General features: G+C 53.0%; 29 protein-coding genes. 14 read left to right on the forward strand and 15 right to left on the reverse strand.

Annotated features, from left to right (window positions below; all coding sequences use genetic code 11):
* Positions 1–59: 59 nt before the first annotated feature.
* Genes rsmD through ACVL1J_RS00745 form a run of 3 tightly spaced genes read right to left on the reverse strand, consistent with a single transcriptional unit; the run spans position 60 to position 3,459 of the window.
* Entirely contained in the window at positions 60–665 is a 606-nt protein-coding gene (rsmD, locus tag ACVL1J_RS00735; RefSeq protein ID WP_491665015.1) for a 16S rRNA (guanine(966)-N(2))-methyltransferase RsmD, read from the reverse strand.
* 6 nt (positions 666–671) lie between these two features.
* Positions 672–2,021 carry a M16 family metallopeptidase gene (locus ACVL1J_RS00740; protein ID WP_491665016.1) on the reverse strand — a complete coding sequence of 450 codons (1,350 nt, stop codon included), beginning with the start codon at positions 2,019–2,021 and terminating at the stop codon, positions 672–674.
* A gap of 34 nt (positions 2,022–2,055) precedes the next feature.
* Positions 2,056–3,459, reverse strand: a complete 1,404-nt coding sequence (locus tag ACVL1J_RS00745; protein WP_491665017.1) for a M16 family metallopeptidase — start codon at positions 3,457–3,459, stop codon at positions 2,056–2,058.
* A gap of 116 nt (positions 3,460–3,575) precedes the next feature.
* On the opposite strand from ACVL1J_RS00745, the gene ftsY reads away from it, so the two are divergent.
* The 4 genes from ftsY (at position 3,576) to ACVL1J_RS00765 (ending at position 7,744) form a co-directional block, all read left to right on the forward strand.
* On the forward strand, positions 3,576–4,517 hold the full coding sequence (ftsY, locus tag ACVL1J_RS00750) for a signal recognition particle-docking protein FtsY (protein ID WP_159568124.1): 942 nt from the start codon (positions 3,576–3,578) through the stop codon (positions 4,515–4,517).
* Positions 4,514–5,248 (forward strand): cell division ATP-binding protein FtsE, encoded by a 735-nt coding sequence (locus ACVL1J_RS00755; RefSeq protein WP_159568123.1) that lies wholly within the window; start codon positions 4,514–4,516, stop codon positions 5,246–5,248. The genes ftsY and ACVL1J_RS00755 overlap by 4 nt, the downstream gene beginning before the upstream one ends.
* A gap of 21 nt (positions 5,249–5,269) precedes the next feature.
* The gene (locus tag ACVL1J_RS00760; RefSeq protein ID WP_159568122.1) at positions 5,270–6,178 is read left to right on the forward strand and encodes a cell division protein FtsX; all 909 of its coding nucleotides are present in this window, start codon (positions 5,270–5,272) and stop codon (positions 6,176–6,178) included.
* A gap of 87 nt (positions 6,179–6,265) precedes the next feature.
* Positions 6,266–7,744 carry a Fic family protein gene (locus ACVL1J_RS00765; RefSeq protein WP_491665018.1) on the forward strand — a complete coding sequence of 493 codons (1,479 nt, stop codon included), beginning with the start codon at positions 6,266–6,268 and terminating at the stop codon, positions 7,742–7,744.
* On the opposite strand, the gene rfbD is transcribed toward ACVL1J_RS00765, so the two are convergent.
* Positions 7,741–8,832 carry a dTDP-4-dehydrorhamnose reductase gene (rfbD, locus tag ACVL1J_RS00770; RefSeq protein ID WP_491665019.1) on the reverse strand — a complete coding sequence of 364 codons (1,092 nt, stop codon included), beginning with the start codon at positions 8,830–8,832 and terminating at the stop codon, positions 7,741–7,743. The two genes, ACVL1J_RS00765 and rfbD, sit on opposite strands and share 4 nt — an antisense overlap.
* A 211-nt stretch (positions 8,833–9,043) precedes the next feature.
* Entirely contained in the window at positions 9,044–10,072 is a 1,029-nt protein-coding gene (rfbB, locus tag ACVL1J_RS00775; protein ID WP_491665020.1) for a dTDP-glucose 4,6-dehydratase, read from the reverse strand.
* Positions 10,073–10,206: 134 nt separating this feature from the next.
* On the opposite strand from rfbB, the gene ACVL1J_RS00780 reads away from it, so the two are divergent.
* Both ACVL1J_RS00780 and ACVL1J_RS00785 read left to right on the forward strand, forming a co-directional pair.
* Positions 10,207–10,605 (forward strand): hypothetical protein, encoded by a 399-nt coding sequence (locus tag ACVL1J_RS00780; RefSeq protein WP_394673404.1) that lies wholly within the window; start codon positions 10,207–10,209, stop codon positions 10,603–10,605.
* A 98-nt stretch (positions 10,606–10,703) separates the two neighbouring features.
* The gene (locus tag ACVL1J_RS00785) at positions 10,704–11,084 is read left to right on the forward strand and encodes a response regulator (RefSeq protein ID WP_491665021.1); all 381 of its coding nucleotides are present in this window, start codon (positions 10,704–10,706) and stop codon (positions 11,082–11,084) included.
* Here the strand turns inward: ACVL1J_RS00785 and ACVL1J_RS00790 are convergent.
* Positions 11,066–11,605: a transcriptional activator RfaH gene (locus ACVL1J_RS00790; protein ID WP_341238072.1), complete on the reverse strand. Its 540-nt coding sequence runs from the start codon at positions 11,603–11,605 to the stop codon at positions 11,066–11,068. The genes ACVL1J_RS00785 and ACVL1J_RS00790 overlap by 19 nt on opposite strands.
* A 116-nt stretch (positions 11,606–11,721) precedes the next feature.
* On the opposite strand from ACVL1J_RS00790, the gene ACVL1J_RS00795 reads away from it, so the two are divergent.
* A complete protein-coding gene (locus tag ACVL1J_RS00795) occupies positions 11,722–13,854 on the forward strand; it encodes a TonB-dependent siderophore receptor (RefSeq protein ID WP_491665022.1) in 2,133 nt (710 codons plus the stop codon).
* Here ACVL1J_RS00795 and rfbC read toward each other — a convergent pair whose 3' ends face one another.
* Positions 13,855–14,406, reverse strand: a complete 552-nt coding sequence (gene rfbC, locus ACVL1J_RS00800) for a dTDP-4-dehydrorhamnose 3,5-epimerase (protein ID WP_491665023.1) — start codon at positions 14,404–14,406, stop codon at positions 13,855–13,857.
* Positions 14,407–14,432: 26 nt separating this feature from the next.
* On the opposite strand from rfbC, the gene ACVL1J_RS00805 reads away from it, so the two are divergent.
* Both ACVL1J_RS00805 and ACVL1J_RS00810 read left to right on the forward strand, forming a co-directional pair.
* Positions 14,433–14,837, forward strand: a complete 405-nt coding sequence (locus ACVL1J_RS00805; RefSeq protein WP_491665024.1) for a nucleotidyltransferase substrate binding protein — start codon at positions 14,433–14,435, stop codon at positions 14,835–14,837.
* A complete protein-coding gene (locus tag ACVL1J_RS00810) occupies positions 14,834–15,151 on the forward strand; it encodes a nucleotidyltransferase family protein (RefSeq protein WP_491665025.1) in 318 nt (105 codons plus the stop codon). The genes ACVL1J_RS00805 and ACVL1J_RS00810 overlap by 4 nt, the downstream gene beginning before the upstream one ends.
* On the opposite strand, the gene rfbA is transcribed toward ACVL1J_RS00810, so the two are convergent.
* From rfbA to ACVL1J_RS00825, 3 genes are read right to left on the reverse strand one after another with little or no spacing between them, the layout of a single operon-like run.
* Positions 15,118–15,996: a glucose-1-phosphate thymidylyltransferase RfbA gene (gene rfbA / locus ACVL1J_RS00815; protein ID WP_159568114.1), complete on the reverse strand. Its 879-nt coding sequence runs from the start codon at positions 15,994–15,996 to the stop codon at positions 15,118–15,120. The two genes, ACVL1J_RS00810 and rfbA, sit on opposite strands and share 34 nt — an antisense overlap.
* Positions 15,997–16,029: 33 nt before the next feature.
* On the reverse strand, positions 16,030–16,362 hold the full coding sequence (locus tag ACVL1J_RS00820) for a hypothetical protein (RefSeq protein WP_159568113.1): 333 nt from the start codon (positions 16,360–16,362) through the stop codon (positions 16,030–16,032).
* Positions 16,349–17,161, reverse strand: coding sequence for a hypothetical protein (locus tag ACVL1J_RS00825; RefSeq protein WP_491665026.1), 813 nt, complete (start codon positions 17,159–17,161; stop codon positions 16,349–16,351). Before ACVL1J_RS00825 ends, ACVL1J_RS00820 begins: the two co-directional genes overlap by 14 nt.
* Before the next feature lie 201 nt (positions 17,162–17,362).
* On the opposite strand from ACVL1J_RS00825, the gene ACVL1J_RS00830 reads away from it, so the two are divergent.
* Positions 17,363–19,096, forward strand: a complete 1,734-nt coding sequence (locus ACVL1J_RS00830; protein ID WP_491665027.1) for an ATP-binding response regulator — start codon at positions 17,363–17,365, stop codon at positions 19,094–19,096.
* A gap of 17 nt (positions 19,097–19,113) precedes the next feature.
* Here ACVL1J_RS00830 and ACVL1J_RS00835 read toward each other — a convergent pair whose 3' ends face one another.
* Genes ACVL1J_RS00835 through gmd form a run of 5 tightly spaced genes read right to left on the reverse strand, consistent with a single transcriptional unit; the run spans position 19,114 to position 23,416 of the window.
* Positions 19,114–19,416: a nucleotidyltransferase domain-containing protein gene (locus ACVL1J_RS00835; RefSeq protein ID WP_491665028.1), complete on the reverse strand. Its 303-nt coding sequence runs from the start codon at positions 19,414–19,416 to the stop codon at positions 19,114–19,116.
* The gene (locus ACVL1J_RS00840) at positions 19,413–19,808 is read right to left on the reverse strand and encodes an HI0074 family nucleotidyltransferase substrate-binding subunit (protein ID WP_491665029.1); all 396 of its coding nucleotides are present in this window, start codon (positions 19,806–19,808) and stop codon (positions 19,413–19,415) included. Before ACVL1J_RS00840 ends, ACVL1J_RS00835 begins: the two co-directional genes overlap by 4 nt.
* Positions 19,809–19,845: 37 nt before the next feature.
* On the reverse strand, positions 19,846–21,333 hold the full coding sequence (locus tag ACVL1J_RS00845) for a mannose-1-phosphate guanylyltransferase/mannose-6-phosphate isomerase (protein ID WP_491665030.1): 1,488 nt from the start codon (positions 21,331–21,333) through the stop codon (positions 19,846–19,848).
* Positions 21,330–22,301 (reverse strand): GDP-L-fucose synthase, encoded by a 972-nt coding sequence (gene fcl / locus ACVL1J_RS00850; protein WP_491665031.1) that lies wholly within the window; start codon positions 22,299–22,301, stop codon positions 21,330–21,332. Before fcl ends, ACVL1J_RS00845 begins: the two co-directional genes overlap by 4 nt.
* A complete protein-coding gene (gmd, locus tag ACVL1J_RS00855) occupies positions 22,298–23,416 on the reverse strand; it encodes a GDP-mannose 4,6-dehydratase (RefSeq protein WP_491665032.1) in 1,119 nt (372 codons plus the stop codon). The genes fcl and gmd overlap by 4 nt, the downstream gene beginning before the upstream one ends.
* A gap of 125 nt (positions 23,417–23,541) precedes the next feature.
* Between gmd and ACVL1J_RS00860 the strand changes: the two genes are divergently transcribed.
* The 4 genes from ACVL1J_RS00860 (at position 23,542) to ACVL1J_RS00875 (ending at position 26,339) form a co-directional block, all read left to right on the forward strand.
* Positions 23,542–23,838 carry a helix-turn-helix transcriptional regulator gene (locus ACVL1J_RS00860; protein ID WP_491665033.1) on the forward strand — a complete coding sequence of 99 codons (297 nt, stop codon included), beginning with the start codon at positions 23,542–23,544 and terminating at the stop codon, positions 23,836–23,838.
* Complete coding sequence (locus ACVL1J_RS00865) at positions 23,835–24,641, forward strand: hypothetical protein (protein WP_474563573.1); 807 nt, start codon at positions 23,835–23,837, stop codon at positions 24,639–24,641. Before ACVL1J_RS00860 ends, ACVL1J_RS00865 begins: the two co-directional genes overlap by 4 nt.
* 107 nt (positions 24,642–24,748) lie before the next feature.
* Entirely contained in the window at positions 24,749–25,027 is a 279-nt protein-coding gene (locus ACVL1J_RS00870; protein ID WP_474563574.1) for a helix-turn-helix domain-containing protein, read from the forward strand.
* A complete protein-coding gene (locus ACVL1J_RS00875) occupies positions 25,014–26,339 on the forward strand; it encodes a HipA domain-containing protein (protein ID WP_491665034.1) in 1,326 nt (441 codons plus the stop codon). Before ACVL1J_RS00870 ends, ACVL1J_RS00875 begins: the two co-directional genes overlap by 14 nt.
* The last annotated feature ends 91 nt before the right edge of the window (positions 26,340–26,430 follow it).

A 26,430-nucleotide genomic window follows, 5' to 3' on the forward strand; every position in this document is an offset into this window, starting at 1 on the left:
CGCTGATCTCCATATCAAAGGGTTTTATTCGCGTGATACTGCTCTATCCACGCTTTGTATCACACAGCAGGCAGGGCGAACAAATGCGCATGCACTTGGCCCGCTTTTAAATGACGCAAAGCATCAATTTCTTGAACATTCAACGCCTTGCACAGAACGGTCGGGTCTGAGAACAGGTTTTCATGCCATTCGGCATACACCAGCCCGCCGGGTTTGAGCACCGCCTTGATCAAGGGCAAGGTGGCCAGCATCAATTCGCTGCGAAAGGGTGGGTCAAGCACGACCAAATCGAAACGCTTTCCAGCACCAGCCAGCCTCTTCAGGCAGGCCAACACATCATTGGCTTCAATTTGAATGGAAGGCGCACTGCCCTCTGCAGTTGGCCACTTGGACAACAGGTAGGCTTTGTTTTCCTGCAACTGGGCCACCACATTGCGTTGCTGCTCAACCAGCACCACGCTGGCCGCCCCGCGCGATGCAGCCTCGAAGCCCAATGCGCCCGTGCCGGCATACAAATCGAGCACTGCCATGCCAGTGCAGTCTTGCCCCAGCCAGTTGAACACGGTTTCACGCACACGGTCGGGTGTGGGCCGCAAGCCCTCCACAGGGGCAATGGGCAGCATGTGCCTGCGCCAAGCGCCGCCAATAATCCTGAGCTTACTCACGTTAAATTACTCAAGCTTTCCGCCCACAACCACAGTCACCAATTTATCGGCATTCACGTGTTTGGCAAAGGCCTCGCGCGCGCTTTGAACCGTCACCTTCTCAATCTCGCTAGTCCAGTTGTCCAGGTAGTCCAAAGGCAAACCGTGCAAGCCCATCATTGAAATATTGCCCAGCAACTTGCTATTGCTGTCGATGCGCAGGGGAAAGCCGCCCACCAGGTTTTGCTTGGCTGCATTCAATTCAGCCTGGGTGGGGCCTTTCTCGATAAAGTCCAGAATGGTTTTGCGCATGATTTGTACAGCTTGTGCGGTGGACTCTTTCTTGGTTTGAACACCCGCCTGGAATGGGCCTGCATCGCCAGCTGGCATGAAGTAAGAATAAGCACTGTATGCAAGCCCGCGCTTCTCGCGAATTTCATCCATCAGGCGCGACACAAAACCACCGCCACCCAGAATATGGTTGGCCACCAGCAGGTCGAAGTAATCCGGTGCACCACGGCGCATGGCGGGCAAGCCCATCAAAATATGGCTTTGGGCAGCAGGGTGATCAATTTGAATGGTCTGGCCTTTCATGGCCGCTTGCAATTCCTGAAAATCAATACCGCCCAAGGGATTACCTGGCAGCTCACCCTTGGGCAAACCGGCAGTTAAGTCATTGGCCAATTGCTCAGCCTGTGCGCGGGTAATATTGCCCACCAGCGACACCACCGCTTTGTTACCAAGGTAACGGGTTTTATAAAACTGCTCCACATCGGCCAAAGTAATTGCCTTCAGGCTGGCCTCGGTGGTGTGGGTACCATAGGGGTGGTTGGGGTACAGCGCACTGGCAAAGGCACGGTCGGCCAAGGTGTCGGGTTTGGTCAAAGCCTCTTTCAGGCCAGCCACACTTCGGGCTGTTTCACGCGCCAGAATATCGCCATTGAACACCGGCTTTTGCAGCACGGTTTTCATCAGGGAAATTGCTTTTGAAAACTCGGGTTCGGAGGTCAGTGTGCGCAATTGCACACCAGCTGAATCGCTGCTGGCACCGCCGGAAAACTGAGCACCGGTGTCAGCAAAGCCATCGGCAATTTCATTCTCGGAAAGGCCTACAGCCCCGCGACCAATCATGTCACCAGTTGCACTGGCCAAGCCTTCCTTGCCCTTGGGGTCGGCGCGGTTACCTGCCGGAAAGTCCACGCGAACATCGAGCATGGGCAGCGCTTCGGCACGCATAAACATCACTTTCGCACCGCTGGCTGCGGTCCAGCTTTCAATGGGCAAAGCGGCATTGGCCGGGGCTGCAAACACGGCGGCTGCGGTGGCACCTGCGGCAAACAGGCCGCGAATAAATACTTTGTTTTTGCTACTCAACATGCTTGTGCTTCCTGTGTAGTGACTTAGTGGCGCATTAATGACTCAAGCCCTTGGGCGGCGCGTCTTTCTTGTTGGGGTCAATTGGCAGCGGGAACAAGGTACCCACAGTCAACTGATCCTGATCGAAGAATTTTTGCGCGGCGTACTGCACTTCCTGCGCGGTCACAGTTTTAATTTGCTCAATCATTCGGTCAATGTCGTCCACCTCAAAACCAATGGTCACATTCTGGCCAATTTCAACCGCCTGCCCATACACGGAATCGCGCTTGTACACCTGGCTGGCAATCAACTGGGCTTTTACACGCGCCAGCTCAGCGTCGCTGACACCCTCATCAGCCACCTTTTTCACCTGGGTCAACAGCGCCTTTTCCAAGGCCTCCACAGTTTGGCCAGGCGCAGGTGCGCCATCCAGGTAAAACAGCGAAGGGCCACGGCCCGTCATGTCGTAGCTGGCACCGGCCTGCAGGGCTACTTTCTGGTTTTGTACCAGTTCGCGATTCAGGCGCGCACCGGAATAACCATCAAGCACAGCACTTAAAACAGCCAAAGAATAGGCGTCACGGTCTTTCAACACGTCGTTTAACTTCGGCACCTTGAAACCCATGATCAGGTAGGGATTTTCAGCGGGTGCCTTCACTTGCACGCGGCGTATGCCTTCCTGCCTGGGTTCTTCTTGCGGCTTGCGTTCTTCCAGCTTCTTGGGTTTTACCTTGCCGTAGGTTTTCTCGGCCATGGTCTTAACCTGGGCAGGCTGTACATCGCCCACCACCACCAGCACCGCATTTTGCGGGGTGTACCAGGTGTGGTACCACTTGCGCGCGTCCTTGTAAGTCATTGCTTCAAGGTCGCTCATCCAGCCAATAACCGGCGTGCGCGTGGGGTTGGCCATAAAAGCCGTTGCCATGAAAGCCTCGTACAGCTTCCCGGTGGCCTTGTCGTCGGTGCGGTAGCGGCGCTCCTCCATCACCACTTTGATTTCTTTTTCAAACTCGCTTTCGCTAAGAATCAAATTGGCCATGCGATCGGCTTCAAGGGCCATCACCTTGCTTAAGTCTTTGGCCTGCAACTGCTGAAAATAAGCGGTGTAGTCGCGGCTGGTAAAGGCGTTGTCGCGGCCACCCAAGGCGGCCACGGTTTCGGAGAACTCACCCACCTTCAGGTTTTTGGTTTCCTTGAACATCATGTGCTCAAGCACGTGGGCCACACCCGTGGTGCCGTTGTACTCGTCGATCGAGCCAGCCTTGTACCACACCATGTGCGCCACGGTGGGCGAACGGTGGTCTTCCTTCACCACCACACGCAAACCATTGTTCAATTTGTACTCAGTTATATCGCCATCGGCCGCATGGGCCAAAGGCAACATGCTGGAAGCCAGCAGCGCGGCGCCGCCAATCAGTGCCACACAACGGCGATTCAGTTGAAAACCTGTTTTTATCATTCAAGACACCTTTTACAGCAAACGTGCGTTTTAAGCTCAATGGTAGAATAAGTCATTCAACATCTCGCTGTGTGACAGTCGTTCACACCGCTTAGTTTCCTCAATTGGAGTTTTACATGCAGATTCCTGGGCAGAGACAGGACTGGCTTGGTCGTTTGAAATCGGGGTTAACCAAAACCCGTTCCGGCCTCACCTCCATGTTCACCGGCGAAAAGGTCGACGAAGCCTTTTTCGAAGAAATGGAAGAACGCCTGCTACTGGCCGACTGCGGCTTGCCCGCCACTGAACTGCTTATGCAGAAGGTGCGGGACACGGTGTACCAGAAAGGCCTGACCAGCCCGGAGGAAGTGCGCCTTGTGTTGCGCGATGCGGTATTTGATTTGCTGCGCCCCCTTGAAACCAGCATGGGCGTAGACCGCGCCCGCCCCCTGGTCATGATGGTGGTGGGTGTGAACGGTGCCGGCAAAACCACCAGCATTGGCAAACTGGCCAACCACTACGCCGAAATTGGCTATTCCGTTCTGTTGGCCGCTGGGGACACCTTTCGTGCTGCCGCACGCGAGCAGCTGGATGTGTGGGCCAACCGCAGCAGTGTCGATGTCATTTCCGCGCAAGGCGGCGACCCCGCAGCCGTGGCTTTTGATTCGGTGCAGTCGGGCATTTCCCGCAACAGCCACATTGTGATCGTAGACACCGCAGGCCGCCTGCCCACACAAATTCATCTAATGGAAGAATTGAAAAAGGTGAAAAAAGTGCTGGGCAAAGCCAAGATGGATGCACCGCACGAGATTGTATTGGTGGTTGATGCCACCAATGGTCAAAATGCCCTGCAGCAAATCAAGGCATTTAACGATGCACTGACCCTGACTGCGCTGGTGGTCACCAAACTAGACGGCACCGCCAAAGGTGGCATTCTGGCCGCCATGAGCATGAGTACCCGCGTACCCGTGGCCTTTATCGGCGTGGGTGAAAAACTGGGCGACTTACGCCCCTTCAGCCCCCGAGAATTTGCCAACGCATTGGTTGGCATCGACACCGACGGAAATCAAACCGCATGATCCAATTTAAAAACGTCACCTTGAAGTACGGCACCCACGCCGCCTTGAAGGGCGTGAACTTTCAGCTACCCAAGGGCTCGTTCACCTTGCTGGAAGGCCATTCTGGCGCTGGCAAAAGCTCCATTCTTCGCTTGCTGGCCACATTCGAGCAACCCAGCACAGGCGATATTCTGGTGGGCAAAAGCTCGATCGCGCGCCTGAATCGCCGCGAACGCGCGCACTACCGCCGCAATGTGGGCTACACCGGTATGGACGTTGAACTGCTGCACAACCGCAGTTGCTTCGACAACGTGGCCCTGCCCCTGCGCGTGGTGGGTCTTTCCGAGACCGACATTCAAAGCCGAGTAAAAGCCGCCCTGGCCCGTGTGGGCTTAAGCCACACCGACCGCATGTTGCCCAGTGAATTGTCGGGCGGGCAACAACTGCGTTTGCAAATTGCGCGCGCTGTGGTGAATCGCCCTGCCCTGGTGTTGGCCGACGAACCCACAGCCCAGCTTGATGATGAGTCGGCCGCCCGGGTGGTGGGTCTGCTTGAAGAATTCAACCGTGCGGGAGTCACCATTATTGTGGCCACCCACGAAGCGCACCGGTTCAACCGTGTTACCCACCGCCTGAAACTGGGCGAAGGCGCGGTGCTGCCAGCACCCGCTGATTTGTCGCACAACGGTGGGCGTGAAGCTGGCGTACAAACTTTTTCCAAAGACTTTCTGAACAAGGCCTACGGGGCTTGATCCACTTTTAAGAGACAACACATGCGTTGGTTACGTTTGCAGTGGTTTTCAATTTCTGCCGGTTTGAAGCTTTGGCTTGATGAGCCACTTGGCCACCTGTTCAATGCCCTGGTGCTGGCCATTGCTTTGGCCATGCCCTGGACAATTGCACAAGGCCTAAGCGCCATTGTGCCCAGCATGGACCGCTGGGTGGGCGACCCTGAAATCAGCCTGTATTTCAAACCCGATGCCACGCTTGATTCAGTGAAAAGCGCAGCCGCGCAATTGAAACGCGATTTCGATCTGGACAGTGTGAATATCGTCACGCCTGAACAAGCCATGGAGCGTTTGCGCACCCAAAGCCAAACCCCTGACCTGGCCGAAGCCTTGCCTGAAAACCCCCTGCCCTACACCGTGGTGGTGGTGCTGGAAGTGGATGCCACCACCGACACACAAGCCATCGAAAATAAAATTACGCAGTGGCAAAACTTCACGGGTGTGGAGCATGTGCAGTACGACGCGCAATGGGTTCGCCGACTGCAATCGGTATTGAACGGCACGCAAATTATTGCCATGGCCTTGGCAGTGCTGATTGCCGGCATGGTGCTGGTGGTGACATTCAATACCGTGCGCTTGCAGCTAATTCGCAACCAGGCTGAAGTGCATGTGCTGAAATCGCTGGGCGCAACCGACACTGAAGTGGGCCGCCCCACATTGTGGTGGTCAGTCAGCCTTGCACTGGTGGCCTTTGGTTTGGCTTATGCGGTGGTGAGCGGTGCCATGGGCTTGGCCGACGAAGCTGCTGGCACATTCATTCGCGAATTTGATCGTGATTTCCGCTTTGAGCAGCCCAATGGCATTACCGCATTGGGACTAATCCTGGTTTGGGTGGTACTTGTGATGGTGGGCGCATGGGCCTCTGTGAAAAGCACGGTGCTGCGTATTCACTGAACATCTAAAACAATACTAACCACCCCAAACACGACAAAGATATACTGTTAACACTCAAAAACACGACAATTTTTTAGGTGTTAACAATTGACTGTCAAAAACGCGACAAATCCGGATTACTCACTTGTTCTTTACAAGGAGTTAACTTCTGCGCAAGTTCGAGGCGTTCAGCGCCAGCTGAAGGCGGGTGGACTCAAACAGATCGCCAAAGGCATGCTAAGCAATTTGCCAGAAGAAAGCTGGCCTGCTTTAATCGCGCGTGAACGGATCCGAGTAATTGGTTCACTTTTCCCGAATGCGGTCATCTCGTTTCGCAGCGCCTTCAATGGTGGCATGCCCGACCAAGGCGTGCTTTACATTACCCACACGTACAGTCGAAAGGTTCAACTTCCAGGATTGCAAATTGTTGCCTTGAAAGGTGCGCCACCCCAGCAGGGTGACATGCCTATTCAAGGACACGGAATTTATTACGCGTCTGAAGCACGTTGCTTGCTTGAAAATTTAACCCCGAGCCGAGGTAGCAATAAAAAAGCAGTTGGCCGCGAGGAGGTAGAAAATCGTCTGCTAAGCATTTGTAAGGCACGCGGAGAACACGTGCTGACTGCGCTGCGGGAGGCAGCGAATCCCCTTGCCAACAGATTGGGAATGATCAAAGAATTCAATATTCTCGATTCACTGATTGGCAGCATTTTAAGAACCCGCACGTCTACGCTAATCACCTCCAAGGGGCGTGCGCTTACGGCTGCACCTCCTTATGATTCGGACCGACTTGAAATGTTCGAGAATTTGGCAGCAGTACTGCGATCGCAACCCATACACCAAGCGGATGAAGTGGCCCGAACTCCCCAGGCGATGATTCACTTTGCATTTCTGGAATCGTACTTTTCCAATTTCATTGAAGGCACTGAATTTGATATTCAAGAAGCACTCGAGATCGTACTTTCCGGTAAACCGATGCCAAATCGCCCCAAAGACTCACACGATATTCTTGGCGTCTTTCGGCAGGCAGTGACACCTGCCTGGATGCACCAGGTTTTGGCCAGTGGCCCACCAGTTGAAACACAACTTCGCAGACGTCACTGGGACCAAATGCGGGAACGGCATGAAGTGGAGCCGGGCGAATTCAAACTGAAACGAAATCGCGCAGGCAACACTGAGTTTGTCGAACCTGAATTAGTACGTGGCACATTGACACAAGGATCCCTCTTGCTACCTACCATTCCAGCTGGTTTGCCCCGGGCATTGTATGCGATGTTTCTTGTGTCAGAAGTTCATCCTTTCAATGATGGAAATGGTCGCTTGGCGCGCTTGGTCATGAACTCTGAATTGTCCGTGGTGGGTGCCTGCAGAATAATTATCCCCACTCTGTTCCGCGACGAATATCTGGATTGTCTACGCGCACTAAGTCGTGAAGGAAATCCAGGCCCGTTTGTTTCGGCAATGGAAAGAATTCAAGCCTGGTCTGCGGGTTTCAAATACGATGAACTTGATGCAGTGATTGAAAAAATGAAACAGTGCAACGCATTTGAACGCTCTCTGGTTCAGCACCGACTGCTGAATCCTTAATAATTCAACATAAAATTACGAACACCTTTCGTCCACTCGGGTGGGTTCACACGGAAGGTGTCCATCAATTTTTGGTTGTTCAATACTGAGTACGCTGGGCGTTGTGCCGCAAAATTCATGCTGTCAGTTTTTACACGTTCAATGTTGGGCATGCGCTGAACAATGCCTTGCTTGTGTGCATGTTCAATGGCCAAACAGGCGTAGTCGAACCACGTGGTGACACCCGCCGCACTGGCGTGAAAAATTTCACCGCTTGGAATTTCAGAAGGGAAATCGGGCAAAAAAGTAGGGGCCAGTTTGCCCGTGGTTTTGTAGCGCTGCTTGGCCACAACACCTGCCACGGTTAACCCCAGTTCAGCCAACCAGTTTGCGGGTGTGGGCGCACCGGTTTGATCATCGACCACTTTCAAACTGTCGCGCTCTTGCGCAAGCTTGATCATGGTTCTGCAAAAGTTATTGCCGCGTTGCCCGTAAACCCAACTGGTACGAAACACCACCCAGTTGCCACCCACTTCTTTCAGGTATCTTTCCCCTTCAAGTTTCGATTTTCCGTAGACGCTTAACGGGTTGGTGGTATCGGTCTCTGTGTAAGGTTGATTGGCTTTGCCATCAAACACGTAATCAGTGCTGTAATGCACAAGCGCCACGCCTTGCTTTTTGCATTGCTCGGCCAAAATACCAACAGCCTTTGCGTTAATGGCATGTGCAAGTTCGGGTTCGGTTTCAGCTTTTTCAACGTTGGTGTAGGCCGCGGCGTTGATGACCACGTCGGGGCGAACGTCTTTCAGGGCATTGATCAGGGTGTCGGGCTTGGCCAGGTCGGCTTTGTCGCGACCGTAGCTGATGCAGGCGTCCATGGTTTCCATCAAGGCGGGCTTGGCGTGTTGACCAATGGTGTGGCCCAGTTGGCCTTGTGCGCCGAGCACGAGTACGCGAATTCCCAAAGCAAAGTTCTCCTGAAAACTGTTGCTGTAGTTTAACTGAAGCGCGCTGGTGCGAATAATCACCGCGTTGGTTTGTACAGCCCAATCGGTTTGAGTTCCGCTTTCTCGACCGCTCGTTAACTGCCCGATCGGCTTGGGTTCCAATCTCTCGCCTGAAAACCTGTACTTCCCTTTTTGAGATTCACCCTGACTCACCTCGCTCGGCAAAAAAGCGGGCCGAGTCTCGGTGCCGGCCTCTGGCCGACCGTGGCGGTTGAATTCAAACGGGCAGGTTTTCTTGAAGGCGAGGCGATCGAAACACCGCCGCCGATTGGGCTGTCAACCCAGCAGCGGCCCTTCAAGTTCAGCTCAAAAATCACCGTTCTGCGGTCACCTCGGCAACCCAATCCTGGTTCGCCAAATACCACTGCACGGTTTTTCGAATCCCGGTTTCGAATGTTTCAGCTGGCTTCCAACCCAACTCGCGCTCAATTTTTCGTGCATCAATTGCGTAGCGGCGATCGTGGCCGGGGCGGTCTGTCACAAACGCAATTTGCGTTGCATAGGAAACACCATCCGCACGCGGTTTCAGTTCATCCAGCAAAGCACAAATCAACTTCACCACATCCAGGTTGGCCTTCTCGTTCCAGCCACCAATGTTGTAAGTTTCGCCAAGTTTGCCCTGCTCAAGCACAGCGCGAATGCCACGCGTGTGGTCTTCAACAAACAGCCAGTCGCGAATTTGTTGGCCATCGCCATACACCGGCAGTTGCTTGCCGTTCAGCGCATTCATGATGCACAACGGGATCAGCTTTTCCGGAAAGTGATAAGGCCCGTAGTTGTTGCTGCAATTGGTGGTCAACACCGGCAAACCGTAAGTGTGGTGCCAGGCGCGCACCAAATGGTCGCTGGCGGCCTTGCTGGCCGAGTAAGGGCTGTTGGGCTCATAGCGCGTGGTTTCAGCAAAGGGCGCATCTTCCGGCCCCAAGGTGCCATAAACCTCGTCGGTGCTTACATGCAAAAAGCGAAACTCATTCTTCGCCTCGCCGTCCAAACCATTCCAGTATTCACGCGCGCACTCCAGCAATCGGTAGGTGCCCACCACATTGGTTTCAATAAAGGCGCCCGGCCCCAAAATGGACCGGTCCACATGGCTTTCAGCCGCAAAGTTCAATATGGCTCTGGGTTTGTGTCGCGAAAAAATTTCCCGCACACTGTCAATATCACCAATCGATGCATGCACAAAGGTATGTTCCGGCCGGTTCAACACCGGGCCTAGCGTGCTTAAGTGGCCCGCATAGGTCAACGCATCCAGGCTGATTACAGGCTCGCTGCTGCGCTCAAAATGTTGTCGTACATAACACGAGCCGATAAAACCTGCAGAACCTGTAACAAGTAAAGTCATGATTGGTCAGTAAATTGCTTAGAATAAAACCTGAATTAAAAAAATACACAATAAGTCACAATGCCAATTGTGCGCGGCGCAGTATTTCAATTATCGCAGGCATCAGCCCGCCTTTAATTTATCAAGGACAGAACATGACTATCAATGGAAAACTACTTACACGCTTCGGCTTGATCGCCGTGGTCTCTTCACTTGCCGCCGCGTGCGTGGCCGTAGTACCAGCGCCGAACAACGACAAGGCCGCCGAAAACAGCAGCACCTCGGCCACCATGTGCAACATCGAAGGCAAGCAAGAGCAAGACCTCTCCGACGGCTCCACCAAGGCCAAGGTGACACAGTCTTGCGAAGAAACCGTGATCTACATCGAGAACCAGCACAAAGAACACCCCAAGCGTTGTCGCGTACTTGTGGGCGCTCAAATGACCGAGCTTTACATTATGCCGGGCGAAAACCGCACCCTGAGTCAAACTGGCCCAGTACCCCGAAACACGGTGCAAGTGGGTTGTGTCAACGACTGGAACCGCACCAAATAAGTCCGAAGACGATAAGGGTTAATTATCGTTAAAAGTTGTCTTTTATACCCCATACTGATTTAACATTTCCACTCCGCGTAGAAAAATGGAAAGTCAGTATGAAAACAGTCTTGTTGCTCGACGACGCACGATCCATTCGCAGTGTTTATGCGGAAGTTATTCGCCAAGCCGGGTTCGATGCTCAAACCGCATCCAACGCAGAGGAAGGGCTGCAACACATTGTCGACCATGGCACCCCTGACCTGATCGTGACCGACATCGACATGCCCGGAATCAGCGGACTCGAATTCTGCAGCCGTGTGCGTCAAGTGGCCAAGCACACGCCCATCATTGTCATGAGCGCTTTGTCAGACAAAGGCCTGGTGACCGAAGCCAAACTATTGGGCGTTCAAGGCTGGATGCTCAAGCCAGTCCAACCCGAATACTTCCTGAACAAGCTGAAGTCTGTTCTCGATGAAACTCAGGCCTTGTCCAGCTGACTGCGGGCCAGCTCCACGCTTCGTTCTGCACCCAAAACATTCAGCAACACGATCACTCGCTGATCGCTTTTCTGCCCCGCAATTTTTCCCATCATGCCCTCGAATGGGCCCTCGGCCACGCGCACCTCGCCGCCCACTTCCAGCCTGTTAAGCGCCAGCAAATCGAGCACAAAGTCACCATCGACCTGGCCTTGAATCAGCCCGATCAGCTCAAGCGGCACAATGGCTGGTTTACCGCCAAACTTCACCAAATCCATGCAACCCTTGGTTGAACGCAGTTTGGAAAAATCATCCACCCCAACTTCGAGATTGACAAACATATAGCGGGGAAACAGGGGTTCCACCACCTGCACGCTGCCCTGCCCGGCCTTGCGTTTTTGCACGCGGGCTTGCGGAAAAAAAACGGAGTAATTCTGGCGTTGCAGGTTTTCAAGCGCCACAGACTCCTGGCGGGGCTTGGTGTACATCACATACCACTGGGCCATGGTTTTGTATTCTTCAAAGTAAGGCACAGGCCACATTCTAAACCCTGGAAAGCACAGGATAAACAACGGTTTGTGTTATTGATATTAGTAATACGAGTAATTATCGTTTAGTATCTTACCTTCATAAAATAAAATCCATCACAGCAATCATCATGAAACTCAAACCAATCGCATTGGCCCTGCTCAGCTTGGGCCTGCCAGCCACCGCCCTGGCACAAAACAACACCGAACTTCAGGAAGTGGAAGTACAAGCCCGTGAACAAGGCAGCTACTCCAGCAGCGCCGTGCAGGTTGGCACCTTCCGTGACACGGCCCCCATTGACGTACCACTTACAGTTAATTCGGTCACCCGCGAAGTGCTCGACGCACAATCGGCCACCACCCTGTTTGGCGCACTGCGCAACACGGCAGGTGTTACCCGCTCGCAATTGAACGGATCGACTTATGACAACATTGCCATTCGCGGCATTCTGGTTGAAAACCGTGGCAACTACCGCTTAAACGGCTCGCTGCCCATCATCAACCTGGTCGATGTACCGCTAGAGAACAAGCAACAGGTTGAAGTGCTCAAGGGCGCTTCATCGCTGTACTACGGTTTTATTCCACCCTCGGGCGTGGTGAATTTGGTGACCAAACGCGCTGGCAACAAGCCCGTGTTCAGCCTAAACCAAAGCGTCAACGAACATGGCGCAGCCATGACGCACATTGACTGGGGCCGCAAGTTTGGCGAGAACGACAACCAGGGCCTGCGGGTAAACCTGGTCAAGGGTTCTGAAGACATTGGCGTGAACAAATTCAGTGGCGAACGCGAATTGGCCAGCATCGCTTACGACTGGAAAATTACAGATCGCCTCAGCTTTCGATTCGATGTTGAGCATTACGAAAAATCGGTCAGCGAACAAGCCGCCATCGCCTTGCTGCCTGCGGTCAATGGCAGAGTTACTTTGCCCCCCGTGCCCGACAACAAAACCAACCTGGCCGGTGAATGGCAGCAATACGATGCCAACGCACAAAACTACCTGGCGCGTGTGGACTATGTACTCAGCGATTCCTGGGGTGTGCTGTTTGAAGCCGGTTACGCTGAAACCACTCGCGACCGCGCGTTTTCACGCTTTGAAAACTACGACCTGAACACTGGCGAAGGTCAACTAAGAATTTTCTACAGCCGCAATCAACAGTTCGACAACACCAATTACCGTGGTGAAATTTACGGTGAATTGGCCACCGGCTCGATCAAGCACAACCTGTCGTTTGGCTACACCACGAACAGCCGCACCAGCAACACACCAGGTGTAACCGCGCCGCAAAGCATTTTCAGTCAAAACCTGTACAACCCACGCGACATTGCCCCACAAAACGTGTCATTCACGGGTGCCTACTCGGCGGTCACCATTGACGACCAAGGCCTGTATGTGTTCGACCGCATGCAGTTAAATGAACAGTGGCAAGTGCTGGCAGGTCTTCGCCGAGGCGACTACCGCACCGAAGACCTGAAAGTGGCCGCCGATGGCGCACGCACGGTGCGCCTGTACAACGCGCAAGAAACCACGCCCTCCTTTGCAGTCATGTACAAGCCTCGCCAGGACTTGTCGCTATACGCCAGCTATGTGGAAGGTTTGGAAGAATCGGGCCAGGCCCCTGCCACTGCTTCCAATGCATTTCAGTTGCTCGACCCGGCAAAATCTGAGCAACGCGAAGTGGGTGCAAAATTCAAGATTGGTCAAAACAGTTTGGCGCAAATTGCCTACTTCGACATTGATCGCGCCTCAACATTTTTACAACCCGCCCCAGCCGGTTCGCCACCCGGTACTCTCGGAGTGTTTGGCCTGAACGGCAAAGCCAACTACAGCGGTTTCGAAATGGCCTGGACTGGCGAGCTGAACAAGCAGCTTTCAATTGCAGCATCGGCCCTGCTGATGGACGCTGAACTACAAAACGACGGCAACCCGGCCACAGTTGGAAAGGTCCCTGAAAACACTGCCGAGAAAACCGCCAGCCTGTTTGCAGAATATCGCCTGATCAGCGTGCCCGGCTTAAGCTTCAACGGTGGCCTGTATTACACCGGCGAACGTGCTGTGAATGACCAGAATCAGGCATTCATCGGCGGCTACACCGTGGCCTCGCTGGGCGTGCGTTATGCAACTGTAATTGGCAGCACACCCACGCAGTTCCAGTTGGTGGTCGACAACCCAACCGACAAAAACTACTATAGCACCGCAGGCAACGGCTTGATTGGCGTGGGCACACCGCGAACCATCAAGGCAATTGTCAGCGTCGATTTGTAATTAGCGCAAACTTGTAAAGGCCAAACCCTGTTCGTCTTTCGGCGACAGGGTTGGCTTTGCCACCCCGGCCTGTTTCAAAGGCCATTCAATATTCAACACTGGGTCGTTCCAGGCCATGCAGTGTTCATGTTCCGGGCTGTGGTGTTCGGTGACCTGGTAACTGGTAATGGCGGTATCCGTCAACGCCAAAAAGCCATGCGCAAACCCGGGCGGTATCCACAACTGCACATGGTTGGCGTCGCTTAATTCACAGCCATACCACTGGCCAAATGTTTCCGAATTCTCGCGAAGGTCCACGGCCACATCAAACACAGCACCATGCACCACCCGCACCAGTTTGCCTTGCGCCTTGGGTGCCGTTTGCCAATGCAAACCACGCAACACACCACGCTTTGACAGCGACTCATTGGTTTGAACAAACTCGGGCTGAATACCGGCCACCTGTTTGAATGTTTTCGCATTGAAGCTTTCAAAGAAATGGCCACGGGCATCGGTGTACACCGCAGGCGTTAAAAGCAATAAACCGTTTAAAGGAGTAAGGTTACAATTCATGTGTATCACCAATAGATAATTCCAGAATGATCCTAGAACTCAGCTCCTTCGACAATGCCATACTTCGACTCGATGAAGGTATTCAGCGCTATGAGAAAGACATTACTGACACCCAAATTCGGGATGGCTTGATTCAACGCTTCGAATTTACCTACGAGCTTGGCCATAAAATGCTGAAACGGTTTCTGGAATCCACATCACCCAACCCAGCCGAGATTGATGAATTGGCGTTCCAAGACCTGATCCGCACAGGCAATGAACAAGGCCTGCTTCTGAGCGACTGGACACATTGGAAAAAGTACCGGGAAATGCGCGCAAGAACCAGCCACACCTATGACGAATCGGTGGCTTTGCAGGTTGTAGCCGAAATTCCTGCCTTCTTGCAAGAAGCCAAATTTCTAAATGCGCAACTTCACTCGAGGAACAATTGAAACTACAAGACAAAGAGCTTGCCTTGGTTCAAAAAATTCTCAGCGAGATAGTGCCGCATTGTGAAGTGTGGGCCTTTGGCTCAAGGGTTAAAGGCAATCCAAAACCCTTTTCAGACTTGGACTTGGCCTTGGTCGACAACAAACCAATTCCCTTGGACACCCGTGCCAGTTTGGCAGAAGCCTTTTCAGAATCTGATTTACCCTGGAAAGTCGATTTAGTCGACTGGCACAGCATTTCACCCGAATTTCAAAAAATCATTCGAGCAAGTTACGAAGTTGTTCAAACCCCCGCCTCCAGCAAGCCGAGCAGATAGTCGCCATAGCCGCTGTTGCGAAGTGGTTTTGCCAGCGCAGCCAATTGCGCAGAAGTAATCCACTGGTTGCGCCATGCAATTTCTTCGGGGCAACTTACCTTCAGGCCTTGCCTGCGCTCAATGGTTTGAATGAAATTGGCAGCATCCAACAGGCTGTCTGCCGTGCCGGTGTCTAGCCAGGCCTGGCCGCGCCCCATGTGCTGCACTTCAAGTTGACCCATGGTCAGGTAAGTTCGAATCACATCGGTAATTTCCAGCTCACCGCGTGCCGATGGGCTTAGGCCTTTCGCAATTTCAGCGGCCTGCCCATCAAAAAAATACAGGCCGGTTACCGCCTGTTTGCTTTTGGGCTGTGCGGGCTTTTCTTCCACACCAATTACAGTGCCTTCGCTGTTCAGTTCGAGCACACCATAGGCTTGCGGGTTGGCCACCGAATAAGCAAACACGGTGGCACCTTTCTTCTGCCCATAGGCATAGCGCATTTGCCGCACCAGGTTTTGGCCATAAAACAAATTGTCGCCCAACACCAAAGCGCAGGGCTCGGCCTGCAAGAAGGGCTCGGCCACGATCAGCGATTGCGCCACCCCGCCCGGCCTGGCTTGCACGGCATAGTCTATTCGCATGCCCCAGCGGCTGCCGTCGCCCAGTAACTGCTCAAACCGGGGGGTGTCGTGTGGGGTTGAAATCACCAGCACCTCGCGCACACCAGCCAACATCAGGGTGCTCAGCGGGTAGTAAATCATGGGCTTGTCGTAAACTGGCAGCAGTTGCTTGCTGACAGCGGCAGTGGCCGGGTACAAGCGGGTGGCTTGCCCACCTGCCAACACAATGCCTTTGCGGTTCATTTTTTAACCTGCGTTTGTTGTTCTACCGCCAGTTTACGGAATTTGCAGGGTTTGCGCCAACCGCGCCAAGGCATCCAGCCCCTTGGCCAACACGCCCAGTTTCTCGGTGGGCGTGGCCAGCCCTGCCACACCTTCACGCATGCGGATTACTTGCCCGTTTAATTCGGCCAGCTCGCCTTTGGCGCTGCTGCTTAATTCATCAAACTTTGTATTCTCGGCATTCACATAGGCCAGGTACGCAGCGGCCAAAGCATATTGGTGCTGTTTGCGCTCATCGCTACTCAAGTGGTCTACATCGATCAAATACAAGGCAGAAAATACGGCATGCACATTGTGCTGCATCAACTTGAAATCATCGGGGTTCATGGGTGGTGGCTGCCTGAATATTTGAATTGAGTTGATCAAAAACGCCCTGCAAATGCTCAAAACTTCCTTCGCCGCGCAGCACATTCACCCAAGCCTGTTGCATGTCGATGCTGGCGGCTTTCGCTTGTTCCAGCAACTCAATGGTGGGTGGCTTTTTAATATTTTCCATCCAGGCTTTTTTCCAGGTTTCACCCAACTTCTTGTCGCCCACAAAAGGCTTCAATACTTTCTCGCGGTATTCCACCTGGCGCGCCAAGGTCTCGCGCTGGGTAATCCACTGAATCTGTTCTTCCAGAATCAGCTGGTTCAACAACAGTGCTTGCGCCACTGGTTCGGCACTGCGCTGTAATTCTTCGCGCACTTGTGCACCATGCTTCCAGCTGGCCACATGCCCGGCCAAACCAGCCAAGGCATCTTTTTGTACCCTGGGTATGCCGCCCAAGTCGGGGGATTTGTTCAAGGCCTCCACCAGCTTTTTCAGCGCACGCGTGGTGCCGGTGCTGGTGTCGCCTTTGGCCAGTGCACTTAGCTCGGCAAAGTAAAGGGCCTGCGTGTCCAGGTAATCGCCTGCGGCGTGCAACAAGGCGGCTCGTTTCTGCATGGTCTCGGTGTGTTGCACCAGGGTTGTGTTGTCGCGTGGCAAGTTGGGTAACAAATCAGCGGTGAACTCAAGGGTATGCGCCAGTGCAAAACCGTTGACCTTTTTCAAAGTGCTGGTGTACTGCTTGCCCGTGGTGGCAAGGCCCTCGGCTTGCAAGGGCGTTTTGCTTGCGCACGCAGCGGTCAACAGTATTGCCATGCACACAGCAAGGCGTGGAATAAATAGAAGCAAACAAACCTCCGGTGCAATTGGTGGGTGTGGGGTACCCAACATACGTGGAAACCTTGGCAGGTGAGAAGCCACAATTTGGGTTACAAAAACCGGGGGTCACCCATTTAGACATTGCACGCCGCGCACTTCACCACTTATGCTTAGTGCTAACTACTTATTGCATTATTTATGAAACCCGAAGACCCGCACCAGCTCTCCATTTTGCGCGAGCAAACCAAACTTTTATTTGAACACTTGCCCTTCGTGTTGTACGGGGTATTGGCTTCGTCGGCTGGCCTGGTTGCCGTGCTGTGGCACACAGGCCAAGGCAGCGCATTGTTGCTGTGGTTGTTGGCGGTTTACTTGCTGACTGGTTTGCGCTGGTGGGTGCGCAGGCACTTCAACAAACTTGGTGCTCATTTCGATCCCAAATACTGGATCAACGTGGCCATTCAGTTCACAGCCGCGTCGGGCATTTTGTGGGGGTTTGCGGGGGTCGTGTTTTTTTCAACCGAACCCATGGCACTTATGGCATTGACCATTTTCATCGCAGCCATGGTGGCCGGTGCCGTGTCTTCCCACGCTTGCTACACCCCTGCGTACATGGCATTTGCACTGCCTGCCTCGCTGCCATTCATTGCGCGTTGCTTTTGGGAAAACACACCCTTTTTCTGGGTACTTGGCAGCGTGGCCTTTGTGTATGTGCTGATCAATATTCACTATGGCCGCAACTTGCAAAACATGGTGATTCAATCGATTCGCCTGCGGTTTCAAAACGCAGAATTAATCAGCGAACTCACTTTGCAAAAACGCGTGGCCGAGCAAGCCAGCATCGCCAAAACCCGTTTTCTGGCGGCAGCCAGCCACGACCTGCGGCAACCCGTGCAAGCCATTGAGCTTTTGGTTGATGCACTTGGCGAAGACCTGGCCAACCACCCCAGCAAAGGTTTGCTGGACCGAATTCAAGAGGCAGGCCACGGCCTGCGCAACTTGCTCAATGCATTGCTTGATTCTGCAAAAATAAACGCAGCCGCCATTACTGCCAAGCCGCGCCACGTTCAGCTGGCACCTTTGCTGAAACGCATTTGCAATGAACTGTCTATCCAAGCGCAGCACAAAGGGCTGGATCTTCGCGTGGCAAAAACCAAGGCCTGCGCCTACACCGACCCCGCCTTGCTCGAGCTGATCGTTCGCAACTACATTGAAAATGCAATCAAGTACACGCCCGAAGGTCGCGTGTTGGTGGGTTGCCGAACCAAAGGAAAGCACATTCGGATCGAGGTACACGACACCGGCATTGGCATACCCGCCAGCGCACAAGAAACCGTATTTCAAGAGTTTTACCAATTGGGCAACCACGAGCGCGACAAGGCCAAAGGCCTGGGGCTGGGCTTGTACATTGCCCACAGCCTGGGCAAATTGCTGAGCCACGACATTGGCGTGAATTCCACCGTGGACAAGGGCTCGATGTTTTATGTCACAGTGCCCCAAGGCGATGCCAACCACCTGCTCGACGAACCTGGCCGCACACTGGCCAGCAACAAAACACCGCTGACCGGTAAAACCGTGCTGTTGATTGACGATGATGATTTGGTGCGCGCCAGCGTGACCGAAATGCTAAGCCGCTGGCACTGCTCAACCATTGCCGCCGAAGACGCTGAAACCGCCCTGCGCATTTTAATGGCGCGTGGCCGCATGCCCGACGCCATTGTGGCCGACTACCGCCTGCGCAACAAAAGCACTGGTGTGCAAGCGATCAAAGCATTACAAGCACAGCTAGGCAATGTACCCGCTGTAATATTGACTGGCGATACCGCACCCAGTCGAATTCAAGAGGCCAGAAGTTCTGGCTTCCAGATTTTGCACAAACCGCTGAGTGGGGTTCAGCTGCGCACTACCTTGAGTGAGTTGATGTCAAGTTAAATGCCAGAGTTGGAAAATCAGGCTGGATAAAACCTAACACCGCTATCGAGAATTTTTTGTTTTAAGGCTGCATTTTCCAATTGCTCAAAGTGAATGCAATCCACCTTGAAAACCAGCGGCAGCGAATCGATCTCGTTCCACAGGGCAGTGAAAGCCGATTCAGTCATGGTAGGCGCAAGAACTGCCAGGTCTATATCGCTTCCGTCCCTGAAATTTCCTGCTGCACGTGAGCCGAATAAATACACCAGCTTTATGTCGGGATAGCGGCTAAATACGGCCCTGAGCTGATCAATCACTTGGGTGGAAAGACCATACTTCACCGCTCTGCCCCACCCCATTGCCGCACTTCATTGGCCAATTCCTGAAACAACAGGTCGCCGCGATTTTTCACAAACCCATATACCTGATCGGCCAATTTTTCATCATAAGTATGGCTCAACAGACTCCTCATTCGTTGGGCTTCGCTCCATGCGTTTCCATCATGTATCAACCCGGCCACCAAGGCCTCCTTGAATACATCACGAGGATTCAAAGCCACAATCCCCAACATCTCGAGCCGAAGCTTCAATGTTTTCCACGCAAGCTCCCAACAAAACTCGAAGCGCTGAATAACCGAGTCGCGAATAAATGAATCCAGGGGTTGCGCGCAAGCCTCAGACAACCTTTGACTGGCTTTCAGAAAATCAGCAGACCTTTCATTCAAACGTTCCATACGCGTTCGGTTCCCATGTGTTTCGTTTGATTGTAATTCAAGCCCGCCCATACACGTCATCGAAGCGCACAATGTCGTCTTCTTCCAGGTAGTCGCCGCTTTGCACCTCGATCATTACCAGGTTCAACACACCCGGGTTCACCAAGCGGTGTTTGTTGCCCGCGGGTATGTAGGTTGATTCATTCTTGCGCACCAAAAACACATTGTCGCCATTGGTGACTTCAGCCGTGCCGCTGACCACGATCCAGTGCTCGCTGCGGTGGTGGTGCATTTGCAAGCTAAGCGATGCGCCCGGCTTTACTTCAATGCGTTTGATTTTGTAGCCCGCGGAATCTTCCAGCACTGTGTAGGTGCCCCAAGGGCGGTGCACCGTGGGGTGAAAGTTCACCAGTTCGCTGCCCTGTGCTTTCAGGGTTTCAACTACTTTCTTCACATCTTGATGGCGACTTTTGTCGGCCACCAGCAGTGCGTCGGGCGTGTCTACGATCAGCAAATTCTCAACACCCAAAGTGGCTACAGCACGGTTGCCCAAGCGCACATGCGTGTTGTTGCTGTCGATAGAAATCAGCTGGCCTTCGCCTTCCTTTTGAACCGTGTTGCCTTGGGTATCGGGTGTGCATTGCTCGGCCAGCGCGGCCCAACTGCCAATGTCGCTCCACTGAAAACTGGCAGCCACCACAGCCACATTGCTGGCTTTTTCCATCACCGCGTAATCAATGCTGATGTCGGGCAGCTTTGCAAATTCATCTTTGTTGAAGGTGAATACGCTGCCACTGGCTTTGGCATTTTTACTTTCCTTCGCACCTGCCCATACGGCTTGCGCTTGGGTGGCTACGCCGGGTTCATTCTTCTCCAAAGCCTGCAACAGGTCGCCAGTGCGCAAGGCAAACATGCCGCCGTTCCACACATACTGCCCGCTGGCCAAGTACTCCATGGCCACCTCCAGTTTGGGTTTTTCAACAAAACGCTGCACCGCAAATGCGCTGTTAATTTCATCTACTGGTGCGCCTTGCTGAATGTAACCAAAGCCGGTTTCAGGCGTGCTGGGAGTAATGCCAAAGCAGGTTAGCCAACCCTTGCGGGCAGCTGCCACCGCCTGCTGCGCAACACGCACAAACTCGGTAACCGGGTTAATTAAATGGTCGGCAGGCAACACCAACAGCACCGGGTTTTCGCCGGGGTAACGGGCCTGTGCCCACTGTGCTGCCAAAGCAATGGCAGGTGCCGTGTTTCGGCCTTGTGGTTCCAGCAACTGGTGCAAGGCCATGCTGCCGCCTTCGCTTTGCAGCACGGGCATGCATTCGTCTTGCAGCAGGAATTGATAGCTTTCGTTGCTCACCAGCAAAATGTCTTCTGATGCCGCAGCTTTCACCACCGCTGCGGCACGCCGCACGGTTTGCGCAATCAGACTTTCTGCACCCACTTTCAAAAATGGTTTCGGAAAGTTCTTGCGCGACAAAGGCCACAAGCGGGTGCCTGCGCCGCCGCACAGAATCACGGGGACTACTCGATTGCTGTTGTTCATACCTGCCTTAGTCCTTCCACGTTATTCAAAAACCAGTCGTAGGTTTTTTTCAAACCGGTTTCCAAATCAATGCTGTACTGCCAACCCAAATCTTTCAAACGATCCACGTTCATCAACTTGCGCGGCGTGCCATCGGGCTTGGTGGTGTCGAATACCAACTTGCCTTCAAAACCCACCACACGTTGCATGGTTTCGGCCAGTTCGCGAATGGTGCAATCAACGCCTGTGCCCACATTGATGTGGCTTAGCATCGGCTGTGTATTCGCCTTGTAGGTTTGTTCATCCAGTAGCAACACATGCACACTGGCTGCGGCCATGTCGTCGACATATAAAAATTCACGCATTGGCGTGCCGGTGCCCCACACCACCACCTGGGTGTCGCCACGCAATTTGGCTTCATGAAAGCGACGCATCATGGCGGGAATTACATGGCTGTTCTCGGGGTGAAAGTTGTCGTTCTCGCCGTACAAATTGGTGGGCATTACGCTGCGGTAATTGCGGCCATATTGGCGGTTGTAACTCTCGCACAATTTAATGCCTGCAATTTTTGCAACCGCGTAAGGCTCGTTGGTGCTTTCCAAGGTGCCGGTTAGCAATGCAGTTTCTGTCATGGGCTGTTCAGCCAACTTGGGGTAAATACAGCTTGAACCCAAAAACAGCAAATGCTGGCAATTGCTGGCGTGCGCGGCTTGCAGCACATTGCATTGCATCATCAGGTTCTGAAAAATAAACTCAGCCGGGTACGTGTTGTTGGCGTGTATGCCACCCACTTTGGCTGCCGCCAACACCACGGCATCGGGCTTCTCGGCTGCAAAAAATTCATTGACCTCAGCCTGGTTGCACAGGTCAAGTTCAGCATGGGTACGCACCACAATATTGGTGTAACCCAAGGCATTCAGGCGGCGCACAATGGCGCTGCCCACCATGCCCCTGTGGCCTGCCACATAAATTTTTGCACCCTTGTTCATTCGCGGCTCACTGCAACGCTGTAACCGTGCTGCTTCAACAATGCATGCTGGCGAGCGGCGTTCAAATCCACTTCCACCATTTCCTGCACCATTTCCTGAAGCGTTATTTGTGGCACCCAACCCAGCTTTTCACGCGCTTTTGTTGGGTCACCCAGCAGGGTCTCAACTTCCGCGGGGCGGAAGTAACGTGGGTCAACCTGCACCACCACATCGCCTTCTTTCAAGGCAGGGGCCTTGTCGCCTTCTACCTTCACCACAATGCCTTTTTCATCCACGCCCTTGCCTTCCCAGCGCAGTGTTACACCCAACTCGCCCGCAGTCATTTCAATAAACTGGCGCACGCTGTACTGCACACCGGTGGCAATTACAAAGTCGTCGGGGGTTTCTTGCTGCAGCATCAGCCATTGCATTTCAACATAGTCTTTCGCGTGGCCCCAATCGCGCAGCGCATCCATATTGCCCATGTACAGGCTCTGTTCCAAGCCAACCGCAATGTTGCTCATGCCGCGCGTAATTTTGCGGGTTACAAAGGTTTCGCCACGGCGCGGGCTTTCATGGTTAAACAAAATGCCATTACACGCGTACATGCCATAGCTTTCGCGGTAGTTCACAGTAATCCAGTAGGCATACATTTTTGCCACTGCATACGGGCTGCGCGGGTAAAAGGGTGTAGTTTCCTTTTGCGGAATTTCCTGCACCAAACCATACAATTCGGAAGTACTGGCTTGGTAAAAACGGGTTTTCTTTTCAAGGCCCAAAAAGCGGATCGCCTCCAGCAGGCGCAACGTGCCCATGGCGTCAACATCGGCCGTGTATTCAGGGGCCTCGAAGCTAACCGCCACATGGCTTTGTGCACCCAGGTTGTAAACCTCGTCGGGTTGCACTTGTTGAATAATCCGGGTCAGGTTTGAAGAATCGGTAAGATCGCCGTAGTGCAGTTTAAAGCGGGCGTTTTCTACGTGCGGGTCTTCGTAAATGTGGTCCACGCGCTGGGTGTTGAACAGCGAAGCACGGCGCTTAATACCATGCACTTCATAGCCTTTGCTCAACAAAAATTCAGCCAGGTACGAACCATCTTGCCCGGTTACGCCGGTAATTAACGCCACTTTAGTCATTGCTAGGTGCCTTGCTTTAATTGAATTCAAAGCGAAAGCTTAAGGTGCCGGGGTAAAAGTTCCAAGCGTGGAAGACCAACTTTTAGTATGATTAATGCATCGTTTTAATTACATTTACATTTTCAATGCATTTAATCGACAAACCAAATGAGTACCCCTTGCTGAAAAATCAGCTTGACATGGCCGCCCTGGTGCGCAGCCAACGCCTGCAAGCCGGCCCCAAAGGTGGGAAAATGACTGCCGACACCCTGGCTGAATTGGCCGGGGTAAGCCGCGACACCATTTTTCGAATTGAACGCGGGGAAGACGTTTCATTTTCAACCGCAATGGCGGTGCTTCGGGTGTTTGGCCTTGGGCTGAGCGCCGCACCAGTGCAATGGCCCACCTTGAGCAACGCACAACAACACTTTCAAACCCAGTGAGCGCAATTCAAACCCTGCAAGTGTTCAACAGCGGCAAACCCTGCGGTTGGTTGGGCCACGCAGCCAATGGGTTTTGGTTTCACTACAGCAGCAACAGCCCGCAGCAACAATGGGTCAGTTTGCTGATGCCACCCAGCACCAACTTTTACCAACAGGCTGAGTTGTTTCCGGTGTTTGCACAGCACGCCAGTTTGCACGCTGACCACCTTACCCAACTGCAACAACACAACGGCCAACAACTGGGCTCGCTCAGCTTTGCCAACCCCGACAACCCTGTGGTCAAACCACCCTTGCGTACCCCCCCGCCGCTTACACCGGGGCAGCGCGCATTAATTGCAATTCAAGGCCGCAAGCCATTTGCAGACACTTTGGTACACCACGCTAGTTACTGGCCGCTTATTCAAACCCTGCAACACATTAAAAAACAAGCCGACCCCAATAACCGATTGCAAGGCTTGCGCTGGGCTTTGCACGCCCAACACACTGGCGAATGGGTGCAACACCCACGCCCCGACATGGACACTTACCTTCAGCAGTTATATGGATTCGAGGCTGTGCATGCAGTGTTGAACCTGAACCAACAACAATTCACTGCGCTGGCTGAAAACCGAACCAAACTTGTACAAGTTCTGCACGAAATAGCGCGCACCTACTGCAAAAACTTTGTTGCAGAAATTGATCTGTTACAACATCTGCTGCCCTTCATCGCGCAAGGTCAGCTACAGGCCTGCCTGGCGTACCAACAACGCCCGGCCCGGGTATCGCAACCCCTTGTGTTGGGGTTTGAATATATTCCAATGTAGTGGAATTTAAATAAACCGTGGAACTGCCTGAATGAAATATTCTAATACGCTGGAATTTTTACACATTAGATAGTATGATTGGAAATAATTCTAATTGAGTAGAATTTATGAAAAAAGTCAATCCAACCCCTACCCCCAGTTCCAGCAGCCCATGCGACCCGGCATCCCTTGGCCTGTTCATCAAAGCAGCCCGTACTCAACAGGGTTTAACCATTGAGCAGGCCGCTGCACTCGGTGGCGTCAGTCTTGGTACTTTTGTTGCCGCCGAAAATAAAACCGCAACCTTAAAGCTGGCCACGGTTTTCAAAATTCTGGACAGCTTGGGTGTGCAACTACGTGCCCAGCTGCAGAACACGCCAACCGGGGGTAACGATGGCTGGTTCTGAACACCAAACCCTTGGCTTGTACATGGGCCAACAGCATGTGGCCACCGTGCATTTTGAGTACACGCGCATTCATCGCTTTGAATACTCCCCAGAATGGCGAGAACAAGGCTTCGCACTTTCACCGCACCTGCCGCTGCACGGCCCGGCGAGCGAAAAAGCAGCCAACCTTTTTCTGCGCAACATGTTCCCTGAAGGCAACGTGTTCGACAAAGCCCTGCGGTACCTCGCCATCAGCAAAGAAAACCACTTTGCAATTCTGGGCACACTTGGCCTTGAAGCCCCGGGCTCACTGGCTTTGGCAGCAAATATTGAACAACTCCAACAACCGGCACAATTCCAGCCCCTTGATTTGTGCGAGCTAGAAAAACGACTCAACGAGAACGACAGAAACCTGGCTGTTTGGAACGGAAAAGTACGCCTGTCAGCCGCTGGCGTACAAGACAAACTTAATGTGATGAAACACCCCACACAAGGCCTGGGCTTTGCAGACGGGGCTTGGGCATCGACCCACCTGCTAAAATTTGAGTCAGCTAAAGCACCCGGCTTGGTTGTTAATGAGTTGTTTACACTTCAATTGGCCAAAGCAGTTGGCTTGCCAGTTAACCGGGCTGAAAAAATACAAATTGGCGAGCACAGTGCGTTGTTGGTTGAACGTTTTGACAGGCGTTTCAACCATGACCACACCCTGGTACAACGCAAACACACAATCGACGGTTGTCAATTATTAAACCGCGATGCCATGCAAAAATACGAACGCCCGCTTGCCCATGGTAAACACACCCGCCACATTCGCGATGGCGTTTCTTTTCCTGAGCTATTTGCCACACAACAGTGGGCCAAACAACCCGCCAAGCACACCTTGCAACTGCTGGATTGGACAATTTTTAACCTGTTGGTGGGCAATGCCGATTGCCATGCAAAAAACCTCAGCTTTTTCGTGGATTCACAAGGTATTGAATTGAGCCCTTTCTACGATCTGGTGAATGTGCTGCTGTTCGACTTTGCTCACGACTGGGCCATGGGGCTAGGGGATGAGTTTCTGGATAATGGCGCTTTGCCCAGCACCTACGACCTGGCCTGCTTTGCACACGCATGTGGGCTACCCGGCAAACTGGTCAGCCAGCGGTTTGCAAAGCAAATCGATATGCTTGAAACAAGCGCGAAAGGTGTTTTAGCCACGCTAACCGGCCTTAAACCGTTTGAAGAGCAACACCTGCAGCAATACCTGCAAATACTTGAAAGAAGACTAATCCAGTTCAAACAGAATAGTGTTGGTATTCAAAGGGCCATTTCGGATTTGGTGCTGCGCTAAAGCCGAGCCTACAAACTGCTCCTTCCCCGCAATTGCGGGGACCTGTGAAAAAACTGCCTTTGACAGACTTTGATTGTTCAAACTTTAACAA

The sequence above is a fragment of the Limnobacter sp. G6BE5S genome, from assembly GCF_058448965.1.